Source organism: Gillisia hiemivivida, assembly GCF_007997295.1.
In the GTDB taxonomy this organism is placed as follows: Bacteria; Bacteroidota; Bacteroidia; order Flavobacteriales; family Flavobacteriaceae; genus Gillisia; species Gillisia hiemivivida.
Genome location: NZ_VORY01000004.1, coordinates 116,779 through 138,770 on the forward strand (window position 1 = coordinate 116,779; position 21,992 = coordinate 138,770).

At 34.5% G+C, this 21,992-nt stretch carries 18 protein-coding genes; 13 read left to right on the top strand and 5 right to left on the bottom strand.

Features of this window, described 5'->3' with window-relative positions:
• Positions 1–11: 11 nt before the first annotated feature.
• The 4 genes from ES724_RS05910 (at position 12) to ES724_RS05925 (ending at position 5,819) form a co-directional block, all read left to right on the top strand.
• Positions 12–641 carry a chloramphenicol acetyltransferase gene (locus tag ES724_RS05910; protein ID WP_146930887.1) on the top strand — a complete coding sequence of 210 codons (630 nt, stop codon included), beginning with the start codon at positions 12–14 and terminating at the stop codon, positions 639–641.
• A gap of 74 nt (positions 642–715) precedes the next feature.
• Complete coding sequence (locus ES724_RS05915; protein ID WP_026837961.1) at positions 716–1,171, top strand: FKBP-type peptidyl-prolyl cis-trans isomerase; 456 nt, start codon at positions 716–718, stop codon at positions 1,169–1,171.
• A gap of 647 nt (positions 1,172–1,818) precedes the next feature.
• Positions 1,819–4,623, top strand: a complete 2,805-nt coding sequence (locus ES724_RS05920) for a TonB-dependent receptor (protein ID WP_246136831.1) — start codon at positions 1,819–1,821, stop codon at positions 4,621–4,623.
• Positions 4,624–4,781: 158 nt separating this feature from the next.
• The gene (locus tag ES724_RS05925; RefSeq protein WP_146930890.1) at positions 4,782–5,819 is read left to right on the top strand and encodes a flavin-containing monooxygenase; all 1,038 of its coding nucleotides are present in this window, start codon (positions 4,782–4,784) and stop codon (positions 5,817–5,819) included.
• 91 nt (positions 5,820–5,910) lie between these two features.
• On the opposite strand, the gene ES724_RS05930 is transcribed toward ES724_RS05925, so the two are convergent.
• On the bottom strand, positions 5,911–9,117 hold the full coding sequence (locus ES724_RS05930) for a TonB-dependent receptor (protein WP_146930893.1): 3,207 nt from the start codon (positions 9,115–9,117) through the stop codon (positions 5,911–5,913).
• Positions 9,118–9,777: 660 nt separating this feature from the next.
• Here ES724_RS05930 and ES724_RS05935 point away from each other — a divergent pair.
• Complete coding sequence (locus tag ES724_RS05935) at positions 9,778–10,230, top strand: hypothetical protein (protein WP_146930896.1); 453 nt, start codon at positions 9,778–9,780, stop codon at positions 10,228–10,230.
• Between the two features lie 241 nt (positions 10,231–10,471).
• Here the strand turns inward: ES724_RS05935 and ES724_RS16595 are convergent, their stop codons facing one another.
• Together ES724_RS16595 and ES724_RS16600 are read right to left on the bottom strand one after the other, a co-directional pair.
• A complete protein-coding gene (locus tag ES724_RS16595) occupies positions 10,472–11,314 on the bottom strand; it encodes an IS3 family transposase (RefSeq protein ID WP_211362747.1) in 843 nt (280 codons plus the stop codon).
• 23 nt (positions 11,315–11,337) lie between these two features.
• Positions 11,338–11,772, bottom strand: coding sequence for a helix-turn-helix domain-containing protein (locus tag ES724_RS16600; protein WP_211362748.1), 435 nt, complete (start codon positions 11,770–11,772; stop codon positions 11,338–11,340).
• A gap of 415 nt (positions 11,773–12,187) precedes the next feature.
• On the opposite strand from ES724_RS16600, the gene ES724_RS05950 reads away from it, so the two are divergent.
• The 3 genes from ES724_RS05950 to ES724_RS05960 all read left to right on the top strand — a co-directional run bounded on the left by ES724_RS05950 (position 12,188) and on the right by ES724_RS05960 (position 13,704).
• Complete coding sequence (locus ES724_RS05950) at positions 12,188–12,502, top strand: putative quinol monooxygenase (RefSeq protein ID WP_146930899.1); 315 nt, start codon at positions 12,188–12,190, stop codon at positions 12,500–12,502.
• A 251-nt stretch (positions 12,503–12,753) separates the two neighbouring features.
• Positions 12,754–13,032 carry a hypothetical protein gene (locus ES724_RS05955; RefSeq protein WP_026837956.1) on the top strand — a complete coding sequence of 93 codons (279 nt, stop codon included), beginning with the start codon at positions 12,754–12,756 and terminating at the stop codon, positions 13,030–13,032.
• A gap of 3 nt (positions 13,033–13,035) precedes the next feature.
• Positions 13,036–13,704 (top strand): ATP-binding cassette domain-containing protein, encoded by a 669-nt coding sequence (locus ES724_RS05960; protein ID WP_146930902.1) that lies wholly within the window; start codon positions 13,036–13,038, stop codon positions 13,702–13,704.
• A gap of 46 nt (positions 13,705–13,750) precedes the next feature.
• On the opposite strand, the gene ES724_RS05965 is transcribed toward ES724_RS05960, so the two are convergent.
• Entirely contained in the window at positions 13,751–14,497 is a 747-nt protein-coding gene (locus ES724_RS05965) for a DUF6503 family protein (protein ID WP_146930905.1), read from the bottom strand.
• Between the two features lie 205 nt (positions 14,498–14,702).
• On the opposite strand from ES724_RS05965, the gene smpB reads away from it, so the two are divergent.
• Complete coding sequence (gene smpB / locus ES724_RS05970; RefSeq protein WP_026837954.1) at positions 14,703–15,158, top strand: SsrA-binding protein SmpB; 456 nt, start codon at positions 14,703–14,705, stop codon at positions 15,156–15,158.
• A gap of 54 nt (positions 15,159–15,212) precedes the next feature.
• A complete protein-coding gene (locus ES724_RS05975; protein WP_146930908.1) occupies positions 15,213–17,696 on the top strand; it encodes a DUF5686 and carboxypeptidase regulatory-like domain-containing protein in 2,484 nt (827 codons plus the stop codon).
• 297 nt (positions 17,697–17,993) lie between these two features.
• On the opposite strand, the gene ES724_RS05980 is transcribed toward ES724_RS05975, so the two are convergent.
• Positions 17,994–18,635 (bottom strand): protein-L-isoaspartate(D-aspartate) O-methyltransferase, encoded by a 642-nt coding sequence (locus ES724_RS05980; RefSeq protein WP_146930910.1) that lies wholly within the window; start codon positions 18,633–18,635, stop codon positions 17,994–17,996.
• Positions 18,636–18,792: 157 nt separating this feature from the next.
• Between ES724_RS05980 and ES724_RS05985 the strand changes: the two genes are divergently transcribed.
• The 3 genes from ES724_RS05985 to ES724_RS05995 all read left to right on the top strand — a co-directional run bounded on the left by ES724_RS05985 (position 18,793) and on the right by ES724_RS05995 (position 21,962).
• A complete protein-coding gene (locus ES724_RS05985; RefSeq protein ID WP_146930913.1) occupies positions 18,793–19,758 on the top strand; it encodes a Gfo/Idh/MocA family protein in 966 nt (321 codons plus the stop codon).
• A gap of 10 nt (positions 19,759–19,768) precedes the next feature.
• Positions 19,769–20,656: a 3-hydroxyacyl-CoA dehydrogenase family protein gene (locus tag ES724_RS05990; RefSeq protein ID WP_146930916.1), complete on the top strand. Its 888-nt coding sequence runs from the start codon at positions 19,769–19,771 to the stop codon at positions 20,654–20,656.
• 70 nt (positions 20,657–20,726) lie between these two features.
• Positions 20,727–21,962, top strand: coding sequence for a DUF1015 domain-containing protein (locus ES724_RS05995; RefSeq protein ID WP_146930919.1), 1,236 nt, complete (start codon positions 20,727–20,729; stop codon positions 21,960–21,962).
• The last annotated feature ends 30 nt before the right edge of the window (positions 21,963–21,992 follow it).

Sequence of the window (21,992 nt, forward strand, 5' to 3'; positions counted from 1 at the left end):
ACATACCAAAGATGAAAAAGTTAGATTTTCAAAACTGGAATAGAAAAGAACATTTTGAATTTTTCTCATCCTTCGACGAACCTTTTTTTGGGGTAGTTTCTGAAGTAGATTCTACAAAAGCATATGATTTCTCTAAAAATAATGATCGTTCGTTTTTCGCACATTATCTACACAAATCCTTAACTGCGGTTAACGAGATCCCAGAATTTAAATATAGAATATTAAATAATGAAGTAGTTGTGTGCAATGAAGTACATTCCGCAGCTACTATTGGTAGACCAGATGGTACTTTCGCGTTTTCCTTTGCTGAATTTGATATAGATTTTCACGTTTTTCAGAAGAGATTGAAGAAAGAAATTGAAGAAGTTCAAAATTCCTCTGGACTTAGATTTAATGAAGATGCGAAACGCTTGGATACAATTCATATTTCCTCTTTTCCTTGGCATAAACTAACCGGGCTAACACATTCTCGAAATTTTAAATATCCAGACAGTGTTCCCAAAATCACATTCGGTAAGATGTATTCTATAGGGAATGAGTATAAGTTACCTATTGCTATTAATGTTCATCATGGATTAATGGATGGTTTTCATGTTGCGAAATTCCTTGACGTATTTCAGGAATTGTTGGATTCTGAATAAACAAAAACTAAGTTGAAATTTATATTCAAAAGCAGTGTTTACTTTCCATATATTTGAACTCTAAAAACATAAAAATGAAATATACCCTACTAGCATTTGTAATTACTCTATTCTTATCCTGTGATGATAATGACAATAAAAATGTAGACTATAAAGTTCAAAACGAACAAGATATTGCTGCATATATCGATGAAAATGATCTAAATGCTCAAAAAAGCGAATCTGGATTATATTATGTAATAAATGAAGAAGGAGCCGGTGTGCAACCTACTGCAAATTCTGATGTTACTGTTGCCTATAAAGGAACTTTTTTGAATGGATCTATCTTCGATCAAAGTAATTCGAACGGAATAAGCTTCAACTTACAACAAGTTATAAAAGGATGGACAGAGGGAATCACTTATTTTAAAGAAGGAGGATCAGGACTATTATTAGTTCCTTCACATTTGGGTTATGGTTCTAATGATAATAGAGGTATTCCTGGTGGTTCTGTACTCATCTTCGAGATTAATTTGATCTCTGTAGATTAGAAACTAATCATTTTGTAATAGATAATTTGCAAGAAACTATTTGTTTCCCTTCATCATATGTTTTTATAAACTTATTGAGTAGCGACTGCTAAAACTCTATAAGTATGTTGCTGTATACAATCGACAAACAATAAAAGAGCTTCAAAAAATGAATTTAGAAGGTGTTTTTGATCTTCATTTTCATAAAAACCATTCACATAATTAAAATCAAACACAATTCTATCCCACATTTCGAGCTATTGTAAACTCTTCAATTAAGCTTTTTCATTATTCAATTCAAAGAGAATTATTTAGTCTTCAATAATATCACATAACTACATAAGCCTCTGCATTGGAGCAAAATGGGTGCTTCAGTTATATTTTGCATATATTCGTTCCTTCGTAACTAGGAATTCCTCCTAATTATTCAAAAAATAGTGAGTTTTAAGAATGACTCATTAAACAATATAATTTTCCTAAAACTATAATTAATAGAGAATAGGGAAATTCCTTTTTTGGAGATCCAAAATTCCAGTTCAGATAATTCTAATCTGATATCGTTATTCTGCCCTATCAGTTTTCCCGATATTTTTAATTCAACTCAGAGTTGAAGTTTTACTGCTTAAATGTGTTGAAAATCAACATGTTTTCAATTAATATCTAATAAAATGAGAAAAGAATACTCAAAAAAATCATTATCCAATTTAAAAAATTTGAATAGCAAGATGTCCTTGGCGCTAAAATTCAGCTTTTGCATTTTTGCTCTCTGTACAGTTCAAATGTCTGCTTCCAGTATTGATTTTAAAGGTGCAATAGAGAATTATAATCCATACCAAGAGCGCGAGGTCTCCGGAATCGTTAGAGATAATACTGGCACTCCACTTCCAGGTGCAACGATTTTAGTTAAAGGGACTAATGTAGGCGTTCAAACAGATTTTGATGGAAAGTTTAGCCTAATGCTACCAGAAGGAAAAAACATTATAGAGATTTCTTTTATAAGTTTTAAAACTAAAGAGGTAGATGTTTCAAAAACAAAGACCATCGATATCCAATTGGAGGAAGCTGCTGCAAGATTAGACGATGTAGTAATTATTGGAAGTCGTGGGAAACCAAGAACATCTTTTGATTCCCCGGTACCTGTTGATAATATTTCAACTTCGGAATTGAAACAAACAGGAAAAGCTGTTCTGGATCAACAACTAATGGCTAAAGTACCCTCTTATAACTCTACAGAGCAACCGGTATCTGATGCTGCAGCACATTTTAGTCCTGCAGGCCTAAGGGGCTTGTTTCCTAGTAGAACGTTGGTTTTGGTAAATGGTAAAAGAAAGAATTTAAGTGCATTAGTATATAGTTATGTAACCCCAGGGCGTGGTGAAGTTGGGGTAGACATGAAGGCTATACCTTCTGCCGCTTTAGAGCGTGTCGAAATTCTAAGAGACGGTGCTGCCGCTCAATATGGCTCTGATGCCGTTGCCGGAGTGATCAATCTAGTGCTTAAAGAAAATTCGGACCCATTTATAAACACAAGCTATAGTATAACTACGGAAGGTGATGGAGAACAGTATCAAATTGAAACCGGATTTGGGGTTAAAATAGCCGATAAAGGCTTTGCGAACTTCACTTTCAGTTATTTCGATCAGAAACAAACTCAAAGAGCAGGAGAAATAACTAGTTTAGAAGATGAGGCTAGCTATTGGGGAGTTACTGATGATACCGAATATTCCAAATCAGATTTACAATCTTTCCTACAGCGTAACCCGAGTGCCGGATTTCAAGTGGGATCACCAGATATGACCATTACAAATTTCGCTTACAACACAGGTTATACCTTAGATGAAGAGACCAATACCGAAATTTATTCATTTGGTACCTTAGCTAATAGAAGCGGATCTTCTCCTCAATTTGCCAGAGTACCTTACTGGGTTCCTGGTTTTGAACAAATTTATCCGGGCGCAGATTTTTTCTTAGCACAAATGGCACCTAGAATTAATGATTACACTTTTGCATTAGGTTTAAGAACTACTTTTAATGAGTGGGATTTCGACTTAAGCTCTACTATGGGAAGGAACAGAATAGATTATTATATTGAAAACTCCTTTAATCAATCTTTCGGAGCAAGTAGTCCATCAGATTTTTATAATGGTGCACATCAATTTAGCCATGTTGTAAATAATCTAGATATAGTAAGATCGTTTGAAGATACAGGCTTAAATGCATTAACTGTAGCCTTTGGTGCAGAACATCGTACAGAACGTTTTGTTACTGAAGAAGGAGAATTTGCTTCTTATGGTGATGGAACCCCAGATGATCTAACAGATAGAACTGGATCTGAATCTTTTGGTGGGTTTAGACCCGAAAACGCTTCCAATGATTACAGAAGTAATTTAGGACTTTATACAGATGTTACCGCAGATATAACAGAAGACTTTTTACTGGGAGGTGCTTTACGTTATGAGAATTATTCTGATTTTGGATCTAATTTAAGCTGGAAAGTAAACACCAGATATAAAACCTTAGATAACAAATTAGCCATTAGAGGTTCAATAAGTACTGGTTTTAGAGCACCTGCTTTACACCAAATTTATTATACGGCCACTACTACCACCCTTACAGAAAATGGGATACAACAAAATGGGATTTTAAACAATGCAGATCCTGCATTGCGTGCTTTGGGTATTCCAGAATTAGATGCAGAAACCTCTTTTAACATTGGAGCAGGTTTAACTTACCGATTTACTAGAAAAATTGGAATAACAATGGATGTGTATCAAATAGATGTGGATGATAGAATTGTACTTTCTGGCCAGGTAACTCCAACCGGAGATCCTAGCAGTCCAATAGATCAAACGTTATCTAGTGTGAATGTAGGAGCAGCAGGATTCTTTTTAAATGCTATAAACACTCGTACCAAAGGAATAGATATTGTGTTTAGCTATGACAAAATTGAACTTGGAAAAGGTTTTTTGAGTGGTAGTATTGCTGCCAATTTTAATGAAACAGAAGTTAGAAGTACTCAGTTTCCAAAATTCATTGAGGATAACAATCTAGGAGATGCTTTATTCTCTAGAGAAGATGTTTCTCGTGTAGAAACATGGAGACCAAGATCTAAGATTATAGGTACGGTAAATTACAGCCTAGATAAATTCTCCACGAACTTATCTATGATGCACTACGGAAAAGTTACTTACAGACATCCAAGTAACCCAGCAGATGATGCTACCTATGGTGGTAAGTTATTAACTAATCTTAGCTTTAGTTATGCTTTTACAGAGAAGATCGCTTTAACTGTGGGAGCTAATAATTTGTTTAATGTATATCCAGATACCTTCGCCGATGCGTATAGCAGTAATGGCGGAGTTCCTAATGACAGAAACTTAGATTTTGTAGGAAGATTTAAATACCCTTGGCAAACTACTCAATTTGGAATTGATGGAACAAGAATATTTACTAATCTTGCTTTCAAATTCTAGAAAACTGTAATAGTTTATATAATCCGCATTCAAGTAAAATTGAATGCGGATTTTTTTATTTATAGAATATTAACATATACTATCTTCAAATATTTTAAACCTTGACCAAAGTTAGAAGAGACCGGTTAACTCTATTATCTTTGTAATAAAACCTAAAAATGCTGGATTTCATTATAATAGGTAGCGCACAAGCTGGGCTTAGCATGGCTTATCACTTAAAGCAACTAGGGAAATCTTTTCTTGTTGTAGATAAGGAAGATAAAATTGGAGAGTCTTGGTTAAGTAGATGGGACTCCCTTAGGCTTTTTACACCTACAGAATTTAATCATTTAGAAGGGATGGAATTTCCGGCTCCTAAGGGTCATTATCCTAATAAATACGAAGTAGCAGCCTATTTTAAATCTTATGTTGAAAAATTCGAGATTCCCATTCAGTTCAATACACTTATCACTTCAATAGAACAGAAAAAAGGCATATTCACATTAAAGCATGAGAACGGTGAGTTCAAATGCCCGAATGTTATTATTGCTACTGGTCCTTTTCATACTCCTTACACTCCCCCATTTTCAATTAAAATTAATAAGAAAGTTACCCAGATACATAGTAACTATTATAAGAATGTTGAACAATTACAGCAAGGCGATACTTTGGTAGTTGGTGGAGGAGATTCTGGATTTCAGATCCTTGATGAGATTTCAAAAGATGGTTTGAAAACATATTTTGCAGGTCCAGACGATGCTAAAACTTTGCCCCAAGAGATCCTAGGTAAAACATTGTGGTGGTGGTTTACAAAAACCGGATTTCTTAGTTCCAGCAAACATTCATGGATTGGTAAAGTGATTGCTAACAGTCCTCAACCTATTATAGGGATTAACATCAAAGAAATATTAAATAGAGAGAACGTGATCCCTGTTGGCCGAGCCCTAAATGCAGATGGGAATTCTATAAGTTTTGATAGGAATGAAGTAAGCACCATTAAAAATGTTGTGTGGGCAACAGGTTACCGTCCAAATTTCAATTGGATTCAAGGCTTAGAACTCGATAAGAAAGGATATCCTAAGAACAAAAGAGGAATAAGTTCTATAAAAGGTCTTTACTTTATTGGCCTACCCTGGTTGTATACCCGTGGTTCTGCTACCTTGGGTGGGGTAAAGAAAGATGCAGCTTACATTTCTAAGGTCATAGAAACAGAATAAAAGATATAGACCCCAACTACAAAAAGGATATAAATAAAAAAACTGCCCCATTTCTGGAGCAGTTTTTTTATGCTTATAATTTTGAAGGAGCTTAGAAAATATATCTAAGACCAACTTGCATTTGCCATCTAGAATCTAAACTAAAGTCGTTAGCAAAAGTGTTTTTCTGAGATGGATCAAAACTATATACCGGAGTATTAGTTTGGTCTACAGAAACACCGAGAGGCTGATCGTTCACAGGAATTTCAATAACTCCCCAATCAGAATTAATTAAGTTTCCGAAGTTTAAAACATCTAAACTCAACTGAATCGTATTTGTACCATTACCAACTTTAAAGTCGTAATCCTGTAAGAACTTCACATCCCATCGTCCTCTCCATGGGCTTATTACAGCATATTTCTCTGCATAATCTCCTCTTCTATCTCTTAGGTATTCATCTTGCTGAATATAAGATTCGAAAGCCGCTCTTTGTGCTTCTTGCTCTGCATCAGTTCCAGTAAAGTTATATCCTGAAAGATCAGATTGTGTTGGAATATAGATCAAGTCATTTAATACAGACCCGTCATTGTTGATGTCTCCTGAATAAGTATAAGAGAATCTACCACCTTGAGCATATTCGTAAAATGCTCCAAAAGATGTTCTCCATTGTTTATTTTCACCATAACTGAAAGACTTGTTCAGTTGTCCAACAATTCTGTGTTTGTCTCCATAACGAGAAGTAGAACTTACCGCTCTATTCACGTTTCCAATTGCAGGGTTTCTGTCGTAAGCATCACTAGAAATTTCAGCATCCAACGAACTTGCATCTTCAGACTCTAAATAGTTGTAAGCTATAGTAGCAAACAATCCATTACTAAAATTCTTTTGTAATTTAAAAGACCAGTTAAATGAGTAACCAACATCTGTATTAGAGAATACATAAGCATTGGTAATTCCACCAAATTCGTTTACCGCTCTATCAGAATTCAAATAAACTATTCTATTATCTGCTCCATTTAGAGTTCCTGTTGGCGTTGCTAAACCGTAGTTTCTAACCATTTGAGAATTAACATCTCTTGTATAGATAATATCTGTAGTGGCAAGGATACCATTTTCAAACTTATAATCTAATCCTAGATTACTTCTCCAAACCTGTGGAAATTGGAAGTCTGGTGCAGAAGTAGTGTAAAAGAAGAAGTTAGGATTTGCCACTTGGTTTCCAATCCATACAAATGGTAAACGACCTGTAAAGATCCCTGTTCCACCTCGTACTTGAAGTGTCTTATTTCCTCGAACATCATAGTTAAAACCTAATCTTGGGGAGAATAATAATTTTTTAGAAGGAAGTTCCAAACTGCTTAATTTAGTTTCTGCTCCATTCTCATTGAAATAAGTAATACCTGGTTGGTAGTTCCCGTCAGGAAAAGTTCCTCCAGCCGCTCTATCAATATTTTCTTGGATTTTATCCTGAGTATCAAAATATAAAGGTTGATCTACTCTTAATCCGTAAGTCAAGGTAAATTTATCTGTAGCTTTCCATTTGTCCTGAGCATAAAATGCTAATTGTCCAACATTTGTTTCAGCTAAAGCCCATGAGTCATTTGCATTGTTGTTATCAAAAACATTTTGAGCATTTGCAAGTGCTGCTGCAATTGTTCCATTATTTACAGCTTCCTGAAAACTTCCAGCTCCATCTCTAACACTCGTAAAAGCATCAAAGAAAGTACTTATCGGGCCTTGACCTGCATCAGCATTTCCACCAAAATCATAGGCTCCTAAATTAAAAGAATTATCAAATTCAAATCTTTCAAAACTAGCTCCTAAAGTGATCGTGTGGTTTCCAAGAATGAAGTTTAGGTTGTTAGTAATTTGATAAACCTTCTGATCTAATTTATTGTTGATCGAGAAAGGCTCATGCCCTGCAACTATATATCGAACTCCATCTTCCTGAATGTTTATTGGAGGTGCCGGAGCAGAAAACGGATCTCTACTATCTTCAAATCTAGTATATCCTGCTTGAAATTTGTTAGTGATGTTTCCAGAAAAATTCGAATTCAATTCAACTAAGAAAGAGTTAATCTTGTTATTGATCCTGTATCCGGAATTTCTAAACTGTAAAGTTGTTAGATCTGGTCCTCTGCGTCCAATAGCCTCTCTGTTTGCTGGCAAATCTCTTGAAGCATTTAAAAAGTTATAAATAAAAGCTACACGATGTTTATCTGAAACGTTCCAGTCCAGTTTAAAAAGTCCTTTAGTAGATTCTGTTTTATGAGTATAACCTTCATAAGCACCTGTTTCGTATCCTAAAGTTCCTAATTGAGTAGAAACAAAATCTAGATCGTCTGCAGTAACTCTAGAAACATTAGAGCCTGTTAATCCAGGTCTAGCTGCTAAAAAGTTTGATCCAAGATCTTCTCTATCATCTTTTTCGAAATTCCCGAAAACGAACAATTTGTTTTCAATAATTGGTCCTCCAACGCTTAATCCATATTGGGCTTGAGTAAGGTCCGGAACAATAATTTCATCTCCTTCAACTTTACTTCCAGTTAAATCCTGGTTTCTATAAAAACCATAAACCGTTCCTTTCCAATCGTTCGTACCACTCTTAGTTACCGCATTTACAGAAGCTCCTGTAAAACCAGCCTGAGTAACATCGTAAGGTGCAGTAGAAACCTGAATTTGCTCAATCGCATCTAAAGATACCGGCTGTGCATTGGTTTGTCCTCCTGGCGTTGCAGCATCTAGCCCAAATGGGTTATTAAAGATAGAACCATCTAAACTAAAGTTGTTAAACTGGTCGTTTCTACCTCCAAAAGACCCATTGCTGGAAGCAGTTGGTTCTAATCGGTAAAAATCGGCAGCAGATCTTGTAATAGAAGGTAATGTTTTTAATTCTCTGCTCCCTATGTTAGTTTCTGCTCCAGTACGATCACTATTAATCACTGTGTTTTTTGCACTATTAATAACTACAGCATCTAAAGAAGTTGCATCTGCAGTCATGATAACATCCATATTAAATGTTTGTCCAAGTCTAAGATCTACATCTTTTAATATATACTCTTTAAATCCAACAAAACTTACTGTGATCGTATATGGACCACCAATTCTTAAGTTTAACATGTTAAATCTTCCGTCAAAATTTGTTACCGCTCCATAAACAGTACCTGTTGGGGTATGCACAGCTTTTACATTGGCTCCAGGAAGCACCAAATTTTGATCTTCATAAATAATACCGCTAATCTCTGCTGTAGTTACTTGAGAAAACCCAGTAAAACCCAGAAAAAGAGCGGTTACAAATAAAAGTAAATTCCGTTTCATTTTTAATTTTTTGATGTTGTGTTATGATTGTTAATATTTTGCAAAAATACTGTAAATTAATTGTAAAAAGTAGCTACTAAATGCGAAATTAAAAATATAAGTATGTTTCCTCTCTATATAATATGACTATATTATTAAATTTGTAAATACTTGATTTAAAGTAAGTTATAGTTAATTATTTTGATTGATCTATAAAGCAAATGAAATCAAGCATGTGTGTCGCAACATATCGAAGACCATTATGACAAATTACAAGTTGTGGGTAGTATAGCTAAGATAAAATTATATCGGGGGTCAAGATTTGTGAGATTCTTGAGGTTTATATGAAGCTAAAGATCAAAAAAACGAAACAGGTGATTCTTTTTTAGAATCGAAAGAAATTATAGCCGGTCATTTAATTATTCGGACTGAAAGTATAGAGATAACAATTAAATTTTATCTGCAGGTGCACTGATAATTAAATTGTACTTAATGTCCGTTTTTTGTATTTTTAAGTTATAATCATCATATCTATCCCTATAATACTTGAAATTCTCATTTTAGAACGACAAGCCTAAAAAACTACCCTATATTTATTTAAATAAAATTCACAATACTGTAAATGATAATCCTCTAAGTATGAATAGCCTTAAATCACCTCTTATTTTTTTGCTACTAATAATGGGATTATCACTTTCCTGCAAGAATGGATCTGAGCATCTCGAAATTGGTTTGAATGAAAAAATCCATCATGACAACTTTGTATATTTAGTGACAGGTTTCGAGGTTTTATCTGTAGATGAATATACCAAAAGATATGTAGTAAAATTTAAAGTAATTAATAATGACGAGGTTTTAAAACATACTTGGAAAAACTCTATTGCATATATAGTAGATTCTAAGGGTAATATTTATAACAACAATAAAAAACTTCAAATTAAACTCAATGAATTAGAACCCTTTGAATGGCAAAATGAATATCACACCTACCCTAAATCTGAAGAAACCACTACATTGATCTTCGATCTACCAAAAAAGGTAGCAAAACCATACTTAAAAGTGAAAGGTGAATTTTTTATAGGAGATGTATTGGATCTCAGCGAGTATAAGAAAATGAAAGTTAAATTGTTTTAATAAGGGTTTTTAGAAATCCCATTTTAGTACTCTAAAATTATAAGCAGAGACATCTCAAAAAATTCAATCTTTTTTGTCATTACTAAATATGAACAGTTAAGTAAACGTTACAGATCAGCTTGTGCGTCTTTTAGATAGGGTTTTCAATAGTATTGTACTCCAAAACTTCCTCTGCCATTTATTAATATTCTGTCTAGTCCTAAATAATCGATACAGATTATTAAAGGATTAAATTTATTAATTAAAGCTGAACAATGACTTCATTGTTCAGCTTTTTTGATTTGTATTGTTTTCTTTTTAGTTTTTGTTGTTTGTGCATTTTATCTGGTGTGAGCATATGGTTCGACAAATGAGGTCTCAGCGAGTTGTAAAGATTTATAGCATTTTTAACTAACAATTTTTTCGTTGATAAGTCAGTGTCGTAAGCTGCTATTGCAAATTCTTGTTTTAAAATTCCATTTACACGCTCGGCAATTGCATTCTCGTAGGGGTCATACTTTTCGGTCATACTTGTACTTACGAGTTTGTCTTTTAGTATTTGTTGGTATTCATTTGAGCAATACTGCAAACCTCTGTCTGAGTGATGTATCAGAGGTTTGTTTGCATAACTTCTTTCTTTCAACGCCATTTCAAGAGCTCTTAGAGAACCTCCCACTTCGAGACTGGCCGATACATCATATCCCATTATCTTCTTTGAGTAAGAATCTGTGATCAGGGCAAGATACGATGGGTTTTTCCTATTTCCCGTATATGTTATATCGCTTACCCAGACCTGTTCCGGACGTATAAATTCAATCTCATTTACAATATTTTTATGCTTTCTGAACCTGTGATGGGAGTCTGTTGTTATGTGATAGCGCTTTTTGGGAGTTATGAGCATGTGGTTGGCCTTTAGAATTCTAAATAGTTTATCTCTTCCCACATTGATATTACTCAGTTCAACCCTGAGCATGTGATATAGTTTTCTTGTGCCCAACCTAGGCATTAAATTCCTTATAGAGCGCACCAAGCTAATAACCTGCTGGGCTATTAGCTCCCTGTTCTTCTTTGATTTTAGTGCTCTGTAATATACCTGTCTATTCACCCCGAGTAATTCACAGGAAGAGATTATGGTCTCTTTTTGTTCTTCTTTGAAACATTTGATAACTCGGGTGTGTAATTTTTTCTGATTTGGATGTCATATTCTTTTTCAGCCATATCCACTAGCATATCGAAGATAATTACCTTCTTATCCGCTCGTTCTGCGAGGTATTCTGCTCTTGCTTTCTGCTTTTCTAGCAGCTTTACTTTTGACTCTAGTTCCAGGATTCTTTGTTCAGGTGTTTTTGCCACGGTTATTTTTGATTGGTTCTCCCAATCAAAGTTACCATATTTTCTAAGCCATTCCTTAATTGTGGATTTAGCCTGAATACCATATTTATGACAGGCTTCTGTTCTTCCTAGCTCTCCGGACTCAATTTCTTGGACTACTTGCAGTTTGAAGGAAACTGAATAATCTTTTTGGGTGCGCTTCACATACCCTTGGTTTTCTGATGTTTTCATTACACTAACTTTTTAGTGTATCGCTATTTCAGGACGTGACATTCCTTCACAAAAAAAAATCATAGCATTTTATCACTTAGGGATTTATGCGAATAAAGACTTATTAGATTGGTTTGTAAGTGAATTTCCCAAGCATAGTAAATTATACCTCGATATGGGAAAAAGCTGTATTAGATTAAAAAACCAGAACAAATTCCATTTGAGCTAATTGACGAACTAGCTTCGTAAATGAGCTGAAAAGAATGGATTGATGTTTATGAATCTAAGATAAAAAGATCATATGCTTACATTAGGATAGGATTAAATTAAATTTTATAACAAAATATAAAGCAAGAATTACATATAACATATGATTATAAAATTTGTTATATCTTGTCTTCATTATAATTAATCTAACCCTGCTAAAAAAAATATTATGTATAAATACGGACTTAGCGTAAAATTCAAATCTACTGAAGATAACAGACAGAAATTGTCTTCTGTATTATTGAAAGCTTCAGAATTAGTTTCAAGGGCAAAAGGCTGTCAATTATATTTAGTGAGTTTAGATGAAGACGAACCAGACACTGTATGGACCACAGAAATATGGGATTCTAGAGAAGATCATGAAAATTCTTTATCTGTTATTGGAGTAAAAGAGCTTATTTCTCAAGCTTCTTGCCTATTTGCTGCTCCACCTGAAAAAGTTAAGGAAATAAAAATATTAGGCGGTTATGGGATAAACCCATAGTCGTCAAAGTGTCTAAAATTGTTTGGATCCTCGTCTTTAAACTAAAATTAATGATCTTTATAATTACAGTTCTTACCTAACTTTTTTTTTAGCTTTCCAGAGCCATTACACTTCTTGCAGCATGCTATTTATAATCCAAATTTCCTGGAATTTGGAAGTTTGAATCCTCTACATCGTATTCAAAAAGGAATCTGAGAAATAAAAAAGTCATAACTTCATCAAACCAATTTAATTTCTAAAATATCTAGGGAATGAATGTAAGAGCAATCTGGAGCTATTATATAGATATTAACATCGTGAATTTGATCTTTTCTATATTTATCATGCACCTATTTAATAGGTATTGGGGCATCTTCATGTTTTGCTCTCTTGGAGTTTTTGTAGGTCGTTTTGCCTTTAAATATTTTAAAAACAATGAATACAATCTTTATTACAATCTTGGTTTTAATAAATTGAAGTTGCTTAAAATAGTCTGGATACTCAATCTTATTGTTGGCATCCCGCTACTAATAATCGCTTTATTTATATAAATTATGGATCATCTTTTAGAAATAAGCGGAGCTTATAAATCCTTTGGTAAAAAAAGAATTCTAGAGAACATTTCCTTTGAGCTGAAAACAGGAGATATTCTGGGCGTCTTCGGAAGAAATGGTAGCGGGAAATCCTCGCTTTTAAAGATGATATTTGGCACCTTGCCTGCAAACCACATCCAAATAAAATTTGATTCAGAAATTATTGAAGCAAATGAAATAATTCCACGTCAACTTATTGGTTATCTGCCGCAAGACAGTTTTTTGCCAAAGAGTACGAAGGTTAGAGGTATCATTGCTCTTTTTTGCGATGATGAAGAAAAACAGAACAAAGTCTTTTATGCTCCCGGAGTTTCAAAATTCGATCATCTTAAAATAGGGCAGCTTTCCATGGGCCAATTAAGATATCTGGAAACATTGCTGGTAGGTTCTTTGGAGCATCCATTTATAATGCTAGATGAACCCTTTTCTATGTTGGAGCCTCTTTACAAAGAGCTTCTTAAAGAACTTTTACGTAATCTAAACCAAACCAAAGGGATTATTGTAACAGATCATTATTACCATGATGTTTTAGACATCACCAATGCAAATTTTCTTCTTAAAGATGGACATAAAATAGAGATTTCAGAAAAGATGGACTTAGTTAATAATGGTTATATCTCGTCTCTATAGAACCTTATGCATAATATCTTAATGAATATTTTCGGGGAAACTGATCCTAAGATTTCTTCAGAATCACCTTAACATCTTCAGTCTCAATATTAGACAGCAATTTCAATTTACCTTCTTCAAACAATTCATCAAGTTGACATAGGTCTGTATTAAAATCTTCTTGAGTATAATTTTTATAATCTACAAACCTAATTCCTTCGATCACACGTGGATTATAAGCCTCTCTAAAACGAAGCCCACCTTCATTGATATGAAACTTATAAGCAAGATAATCTATAGTAAAATTCTCTTTATGGATCCAATATAAAAACTCATCATGATGATCTGTACCTCCACCGTTCTGACTAAAAGTAACTTTTAATTGGTAATAAGGCATTCCATTAATTTCTGCATCTCCCACCAATTCCTTATTAACAGCTTTATCATTTAAACCGTAAGGTAAGTGTGCAAAATAATGCACAGAATTTACACTACTAATATATTTAACCATCATACTGTCTGGTACGGTAATTAAACTATCATTCAAAAATCGCTGGTATCCGGTGTTGCTAACTACATCCCGAATGGTATCTAAAGAGTCTTTAATTTCTCGCTCTAAAAGGAATTCCCCACCATTACGAACACTCTTATATTTATTTTCTCGAAATTTAAAGTCGATCGTTGCTTTTTTGTAAGTATCACCACCCGCGGTAGCTATAGTTTTATTGATGATCTCGTCTGCAGAAAACTGCTCTTTTTCATTCTGGCAGGAAGCAAATAGCACAAGTAAGGCAAATATTAAAAGGTATCTCATAGTATAGTTAAAGTAGGCGCTAAGATAAAAAAATTAACACAATAGACATTTTATAATCTAGTATATCAACATTCTAAGACTACATTTCACCTAACTCCTTACACCTTAAATAATTCTTCTCGAATTAATTAGAATAGGTCAATCTTAAAACTTTACAAAATCATTATAGGAATTTCTAAAGAAACCTTCCTATTTTTGTGCCTCTATGAAGAATACCATCAACATAAAGAACCGTAAAGCGAAATTTGAATATGAATTTCTGGAAACCTATGTAGCAGGAATAAAACTTGCAGGGACAGAGATCAAAGCAATTCGTATGGGGAAAGCATCTATTACCGAAAGTTTTTGTGAATTCCAGAATAACGAACTCTTTGTAATAAATATGCATGTAGAAGAATATTCTCATGCCACACACTTTAACCATAACCCCAAAAGTGAGCGTAAACTGCTTATGCAAAAACGGGAACTTAAAAGTCTGGAGAAAAACGTTAAGAATTCTGGATTAACAATTATTCCTATCAGACTCTTTATCAACGATCGTGGTATTGCAAAACTTAAGATCACCTTAGCAAAAGGTAAAAAGTTATACGACAAACGGGAAACAATCAAGGATAGGGATAGCAAACGCAGACTAGATAGAATTAAAAAAGACTTTAATTAAGCCCCATACTCATTCCTTTTATTTAGCTATTTTGCAGTGTTAAAACCTCTGTTTATGAATGGTAGCTTAAAATCTCTCCTGTTTCTTTTACTTATTTCTCAATTTACATTCGCGCAAGTTACCGGTACTGTTAGGGATATTAACGACCTTCCACTCCCCTATGTGAATATTTATACTGAAGATGGTACACAGGGAACCACCACAAATGAAGATGGAATTTTTGAGCTCCGTCTATCTAAAACTGGCGAATACGAATTAGTTTTTCAATTTCTAGGCTATCAAACCCTCAAAAAAAAGATAGTTGTAGATAAATTCCCTTTTCAATTAGATGTCCAATTAACTTCAGAAACAACCAATCTGGATGAAGTAACTATTAACTCTAAAGATAATCCTGCTGATAGAATTATTAGAAATGCCATCGCAAGCCGAAAGGAAAACCTCGCAAAATTAGAACAATACACAGCCAATTATTATTCCCGTGGTTTATGGCGAATTAAAAATGCACCAGAAAAGATCCTGGGTCAAGAATTGGGAGATCTGGGTGGCGGTTTAGATTCTACCCGGAGCGGAATTATTTATTTAAGCGAAACTATTTCTGAAATCACTTTTCGTGCTCCAGATGATTTTAAAGAGAAAATAATAGCCTCCAAAGTAAGTGGAAATGACAATGGCTTCAGCTTAAATTCTGCTGAAGAATCTGATTTCTCTTTTTATAACAATACTATAAACATCAATGCAGAGATCGTCTCTCCCATTGCCGATTATGCCTTTAACTATTACGATTATAAATTGGAAGGTGTCTTTTATGATAATGAGGCACAGCTCATCAATAAGATTCTCGTAACTCCTAAACGTCCCAAGGATCGTGTTTTTAGCGGTTTTATTTATATTGTAGAAGATACATGGCAGATCTTTGGTACAGAATTAAAAACTACGGGACAAGCAATCCAAGTGGCCCCAATAGAGGAACTCACTTTTACTCAAAACTTTAAATATTCTGAAGAAAATAAATTCTGGATCAAGATAAGTCAGGCGGTAGATTTTAGCTTTTCGATGTTTGGTATTGGTGGTGATGGAAGATTTACTGCGGTTTATAGCAATTATAATTTTGAACCTCAATTTGAAAAAAGAACTTTTACCAGAGAGGTTTTGAGTTTTGCTGAAGAAGCCAATAAAAAAGATTCTTTATACTGGAATAAAATAAGGCCCGTACCTTTAACTGCTGAAGAACTTACAGATTATGTAAAGAAGGATAGTCTCCAAGAATTAAAAAGTTCTAAAAAATATCTGGATTCTGTAGATACCGCTCAAAATAAGTTTTCTATTTCCGATCTGCTTTTTGGCTATAGCTATGGGAACTCTTATAAAAAGCAACGATTTAATATCTCGTCGCCATTGTTTGGAACTCATTACAATACAGTTCAGGGATATAACACCTCTTTAGATGTCTCTTATAGAAAGAACCAAGATGATAATTTTGGGAAATATTGGAGAATCTATTCCAAGATGAATTATGGTTTTAGTGATGATCGTTTTCGAATAAAAGCAGGTTTTCAGAAGAAGTTCAACAATATCTCCAAACCCATTTTAAACCTGGAAGCTGGGGTAGAAACTGCGCAAATAAATCCTACGCTTCCAATTTCTGAAAGAATAAATGATATTACTAGTTTGTTCTTCGAACGAAATTATTTGAAATTATACGAAAAACAGTTTGCTGAAATCTCCTATCAGCAAGAGCTTTTTAACGGATTCCGTTTGTTTTCAGATGTTAGCTATCAGCAACGAAACGCATTATTTAATACCAGTGATAATTCCTGGATAAATCAAGATGATATCGCCTACACCTCCAATAATCCGTTACAGCCAGAAAATTTTGGAAGTGTGCCGTTCGAAGATCATCATATTTTCAAAATCAATATTTCCGGAAGAATAGATTTTGCACAGAAATATTTGAGTTATCCGGATAGCAAGGTAAATGTTGCTTCTAACAAATTTCCAACTTTATGGCTAGCTTACGAAAAAGGTTTTGGAAGTGATATTTCTGAATATAGTTTCGATCAAGTTCGCGCAGCTATTACCCAAAACATAAAACTAGGTAATAAAGGGAATTTTGGATATACACTAAAGGGTGGTGCATTTTTGAATGATAATGAGATAGCATATTTAGATTACCAGCACTTTAATGGCAATCAGACCCGAATTGGAAGTGGTAGTTATCTGAATAAATTCAATTTATTGCCTTATTATAAGCTTAGCACCAAAAACAACTATTTGGAAATGCACGCCGAACAGGATTTTCAAGGTTGGATCCTTGGGAAACTTCCCTTGATAAATAAATTAAATTATAATTTAATTCTTGGAGCACATGCGCTGTCTATAGAAAATAACAAAGCCTACACAGAGTTTTCTGTGGGGATAGACAATTTAGGATTTGGGAAATATAGGTTATTGAGACTGGACTATGTAGTCTCTAATTATCAAGGAAAAACAGAAGCTGCTTTTATTTTCGGACTTAAATTCTTGGGGATATTTGAGTAAGAAAGATTTTCTTTGAGATTCTTCACTTCATTACATTGCGTTCAGAATGACAACATGAGAAACTTGTCATTCCGACGAAGGAGGAATCTCCAGCATACTTTAATTCTGATTCCTTGAGATTCTTCAATGCGCTACGCTACTTTCAGAATGACAACACAAGAAACTTGTCATTCCGACGAAGGAGGAATCTCATAAAACAGTAAATGAATATAAAAAAATAAAGACCCAGAAACAATTCCGATAGCTATCGGAACAGGATTACGAGATGCTATTAGAATAGTAACCCTCAATGAGGATTTAATTTTTATCCTCCAAAAGAGGAACAAATCTAAAGTCACCAAATTCTTTCTTCTCGAATTCCTTGGCAGACTTTCTCACAAAAAGGGTCATTACCTGCACATCTTCACCTACCGGGATCACTAAGCGTCCACCTATTTTTAATTGAGCTAGTAATGGATTTGGAACATAAGGTGCACCGGCGGTCACTATAATCTTATCATAAGGTGCATACTCGTCTAATCCCTTGTACCCATCTCCAAAACTCAAATATTTGGGTCTGTAGCCAATTTTAGATAAAAATACCTTGGTTTTTCTATATAATTCTCGCTGGCGTTCTATACTATAAACCTTCGCCCCTAATTCACATAAAACGGCGGTTTGATAGCCACTTCCTGTACCAATTTCCAGAACGCTATCTCCCTTTTTGATCTCCAATAATTCGGTTTGAAAAGCTACAGTATAAGGTTGAGAAATAGTTTGATCTGCAGCTATGGGAAATGCCTTATCTTGGTAGGCATGATCTTCAAAACTACTATCCATAAAGAGATGTCTAGGGATCTTATTGATTGCAGCCAAAACCTTCTTATCCTTCACCCCTTTTGCCTCTACAATTGCTGCCAATTGTTGCCTTTTCCCCTTATGTCTAAATGTATCCTTCAACTTAATAAATTCCAATTATGGCATAAAATTAAACAATCTAAGCCAAGGCTTCAAGCTAAGTTTTAATTATTATTTAACGATTGTACTAAATCATTTACACTCAAAATGGTATTGGCTTTATGCGAAGAAATGCTATTTTTGTTGAAAACGTAAAAACATGCTAAAAGCTGGTGTATTTGGTGCAGGACATTTGGGGAAGATCCATTTAAAACTGCTCCAGCAATCTTCGGAATATGACTTAATAGGATTTTATGACGGAGATAAGCAAAGAGCCAAAGAGATAGAAGACGAATTTGGATACAAAAGTTTCGATTCTGCTGAAGCTCTTATAGAAGCTGTAGACATGATAGATGTGGTAACCCCTACTATCACTCACTTTGAAACCGCTAAAAAAGCGATCACTGCCGGAAAACATCTTTTTGTAGAAAAACCTATCACCTCCACCTATGAAGAGGCTGAAGAATTGATCAGTTTGGCTAAAAAACATAAGGTTAAAGGGCAGGTTGGTCATGTAGAACGTTTTAATCCGGCATTTACTGCGGTTAAAGATAAAATTGGACAACCGATGTTTATAGAAGCACATAGATTGGCAGAGTTCAATCCGCGCGGTACAGATGTGCCGGTGGTGTTGGATCTTATGATTCATGATATAGATGTGATCTTGAGTGTTGTAAAGTCTAAGGTGAAAAATGTATCTGCCAGTGGTGTTTCGGTAATTAGCGAAACCCCGGATATTGCGAATGCCAGAATTCAATTTGAAAATGGATGTGTTGCCAATTTAACAGCAAGCCGAATATCTCTTAAGAATATGAGAAAAGCGCGCTTCTTTCAGCGTGATGCATATATTTCTGTAGATTTTCTTGAGCGTAAATGTGAAGTGGTTAAGATGAAGGATGCGCCTAAAGATCCAGATGATTTTGCTATGATCCTTCAGAATGCGGAAGGAGTGAAAAAACAGATCTATTTTGAGAATCCTACTATAGATACCAACAACGCCATTTTAGACGAGTTGGAATCTTTTGCACAAGCAATAAACAATAATACAGAACCTGTTGTAAGCTTAGAACAAGGGGCAGAAGCCTTGAAAGTGGCTAACATGGTGATAGAAAGTTTTAAAAAATAAAAAATATAGTATGAAAAATATAGCAGTAATTGGAGCAGGAACAATGGGTAACGGAATTGCCCATACTTTTGCACAAAGCGGATACCAAGTAAATTTAATAGATATTTCTAAGGAAAGTCTTCAAAAAGGATTGGATACTATTTCTAAGAATCTGGATAGAATGCTTGCTAAAGAAAAGATTACAGAAGCTGATAAAAAAGCAACTTTAAAAAATATTCAGACTTTCATTGATATCCCTTCAGGAGTAAAAAATGTTTCTCTGGTAGTAGAAGCTGCTACAGAAAATGAAGATCTAAAATTGAAGATCTTCGAACAATTAGATTCTAATTGTGATGAAGATACTATTCTTGCTACTAACACTTCGTCGATCTCTATTACACAGATCGCATCAAAGATCTCTAATCCATCTCGGGTAATTGGAATGCACTTTATGAATCCGGTGCCGGTGATGAAATTGGTTGAGATCATAAGAGGATACAATACCAGTGATAAGGTTACTAAAACCATAATGAATCTTTCAGAGAAACTTGGAAAGAGCCCTGTAGAGGTTAATGATTATCCTGGTTTTGTGGCAAATAGAATTCTTATGCCAATGATCAACGAAGCTATTGAGACCTTATACACTGGGGTTGCTGGCGTTTATGAGATAGATACCGTGATGAAACTAGGAATGGCTCATCCAATGGGACCATTACAGTTAGCAGATTTTATAGGACTGGATGTGTGTCATTCTATCCTTGAGGTGATGTACAATGGTTTCAAAAATCCTAAATATGCTGCATGTCCACTATTAACAAATATGGTACACGCAGGAAAACTCGGAGTAAAATCTGGGGAAGGTTTCTATGATTATTCTGAAAACAGAAAAGCGGAAAAAGTTTCAAACCAATTCAGCTAAAACACTAGAGGCTCAAAAGCTAAGCGACATTTAAAATTGCTCGCATTATAATTTCTGAAACTAAAATTCATTGGCTAAAATAGTTCCGTTTAAAGCAGTAAGGCCTACTAAAGATAAGGCAGGAATGGTTGCATCCAGACCTTACGAAGATTATAGTGTGGGGGAATTAAAGGCCCAACTGGAATACAATCCTTTTTCTTTCTTGCATATCATAAATCCCGGCTATAAATTTCAGCACGAAATTACCGGTGAGAAACGCTTTCAGCTTGTAAAGAATAGATATCTGGAATTCAAAGAAGAAGAGATCTTTATTCAAGACCCTTCTGCTTGCTATTATTTTTATAAAATAGTCACCAGAACAAAAATGTTCTCCGGAATTATTGCAGCAGCAAGCGTACAAGATTATGAGGATAATCTCATAAAAAGGCATGAAGACACTATAGCCTATCGGGAGAATCTTTTCAAGGATTATTTAAAAGTAGTAGGTTTTAATACAGAGCCGGTGCTCCTCACCTATCCAGATTCAGAAGTTATAGACAACCTGATGAAGAAAGTGATGCAGGGAGAACCAGAATATGAGTTTTCTACTTATAATAAGGAAACCCATTATTTATGGAAGATCTGTGAACCAGAGTCTGTTAATCAGATAAAATCTGAATTTGAATCTATGCCTACACTTTATATAGCAGATGGGCATCATAGAAGTGCCTCCTCCTATTTACTCGCTAAAGAATCTAAGGATGCAAATCCTAATCATACCGGAAACGAGCCTTATAATTACTTTATGAGCTTTCTTATTTCTGAAAGCAAACTACAGATCTACGAATACAATAGATTGATCAAAGATCTAAACGGTTTAAGCAAGGAGGAGTTTTTAATGCAATTGGATCTTTGGTTTAGGATAGAAAGCAGAGGATTAGAAGTATATACTCCTAGTAAAAAGCATCAATTTAATATGTATCTGGATGGGGAATTTTATTCTTTATATCTGCGGAAAACGAATTACGAATTCACAGATTCCTTGAGTAGTTTAGATACTTATATCTTGTATCAGAAGGTATTAAAACCTATTTTAAACATCCAGGATCTCCGTGATGATGACAGGATTGCTTACATCCATGGAAGAAATGATCTTATAGAGATCAAGACTCAGGTAGATAATGGTAATTTCGCTGTGGGATTTGGCATGTTGCCTTTAACAATAGATGAAATAAAAAAGGTGGCAGACGAAGGCTTGACAATGCCTCCAAAAAGCACATATATAGAACCTAAACTAAGAAGTGGATTAACGGTTTATGAATTTTAGGACCAATAATTCTTTACAGGATATTAATTA

Bases quoted from the DNA above. Each gene is read 5' to 3' on its own strand.
- ES724_RS05960 (WP_146930902.1), top strand. From the start codon at position 13,036: ATGGATCATCTTTTAGAAATAAGCGGAGCTTATAAATCCTTTGGTAAA.
- ES724_RS05910 (WP_146930887.1), top strand. From the start codon at position 12: ATGAAAAAGTTAGATTTTCAAAACTGGAATAGAAAAGAACATTTTGAA.
- ES724_RS05965 (WP_146930905.1), bottom strand. From the start codon at position 14,497: ATGAGATACCTTTTAATATTTGCCTTACTTGTGCTATTTGCTTCCTGC.
- ES724_RS05930 (WP_146930893.1), bottom strand. From the start codon at position 9,117: ATGAAACGGAATTTACTTTTATTTGTAACCGCTCTTTTTCTGGGTTTT.
- ES724_RS05950 (WP_146930899.1), top strand. From the start codon at position 12,188: ATGTATAAATACGGACTTAGCGTAAAATTCAAATCTACTGAAGATAAC.
- ES724_RS05985 (WP_146930913.1), top strand. From the start codon at position 18,793: ATGCTAAAAGCTGGTGTATTTGGTGCAGGACATTTGGGGAAGATCCAT.
- ES724_RS05975 (WP_146930908.1), top strand. From the start codon at position 15,213: ATGAATGGTAGCTTAAAATCTCTCCTGTTTCTTTTACTTATTTCTCAA.
- ES724_RS05920 (WP_246136831.1), top strand. From the start codon at position 1,819: ATGAGAAAAGAATACTCAAAAAAATCATTATCCAATTTAAAAAATTTG.
- ES724_RS05935 (WP_146930896.1), top strand. From the start codon at position 9,778: ATGGGATTATCACTTTCCTGCAAGAATGGATCTGAGCATCTCGAAATT.
- ES724_RS05955 (WP_026837956.1), top strand. From the start codon at position 12,754: ATGAATGTAAGAGCAATCTGGAGCTATTATATAGATATTAACATCGTG.
- ES724_RS05990 (WP_146930916.1), top strand. From the start codon at position 19,769: ATGAAAAATATAGCAGTAATTGGAGCAGGAACAATGGGTAACGGAATT.
- ES724_RS16600 (WP_211362748.1), bottom strand. From the start codon at position 11,772: ATGAAAACATCAGAAAACCAAGGGTATGTGAAGCGCACCCAAAAAGAT.
- smpB (WP_026837954.1), top strand. From the start codon at position 14,703: ATGAAGAATACCATCAACATAAAGAACCGTAAAGCGAAATTTGAATAT.
- ES724_RS05915 (WP_026837961.1), top strand. From the start codon at position 716: ATGAAATATACCCTACTAGCATTTGTAATTACTCTATTCTTATCCTGT.
- ES724_RS05925 (WP_146930890.1), top strand. From the start codon at position 4,782: ATGCTGGATTTCATTATAATAGGTAGCGCACAAGCTGGGCTTAGCATG.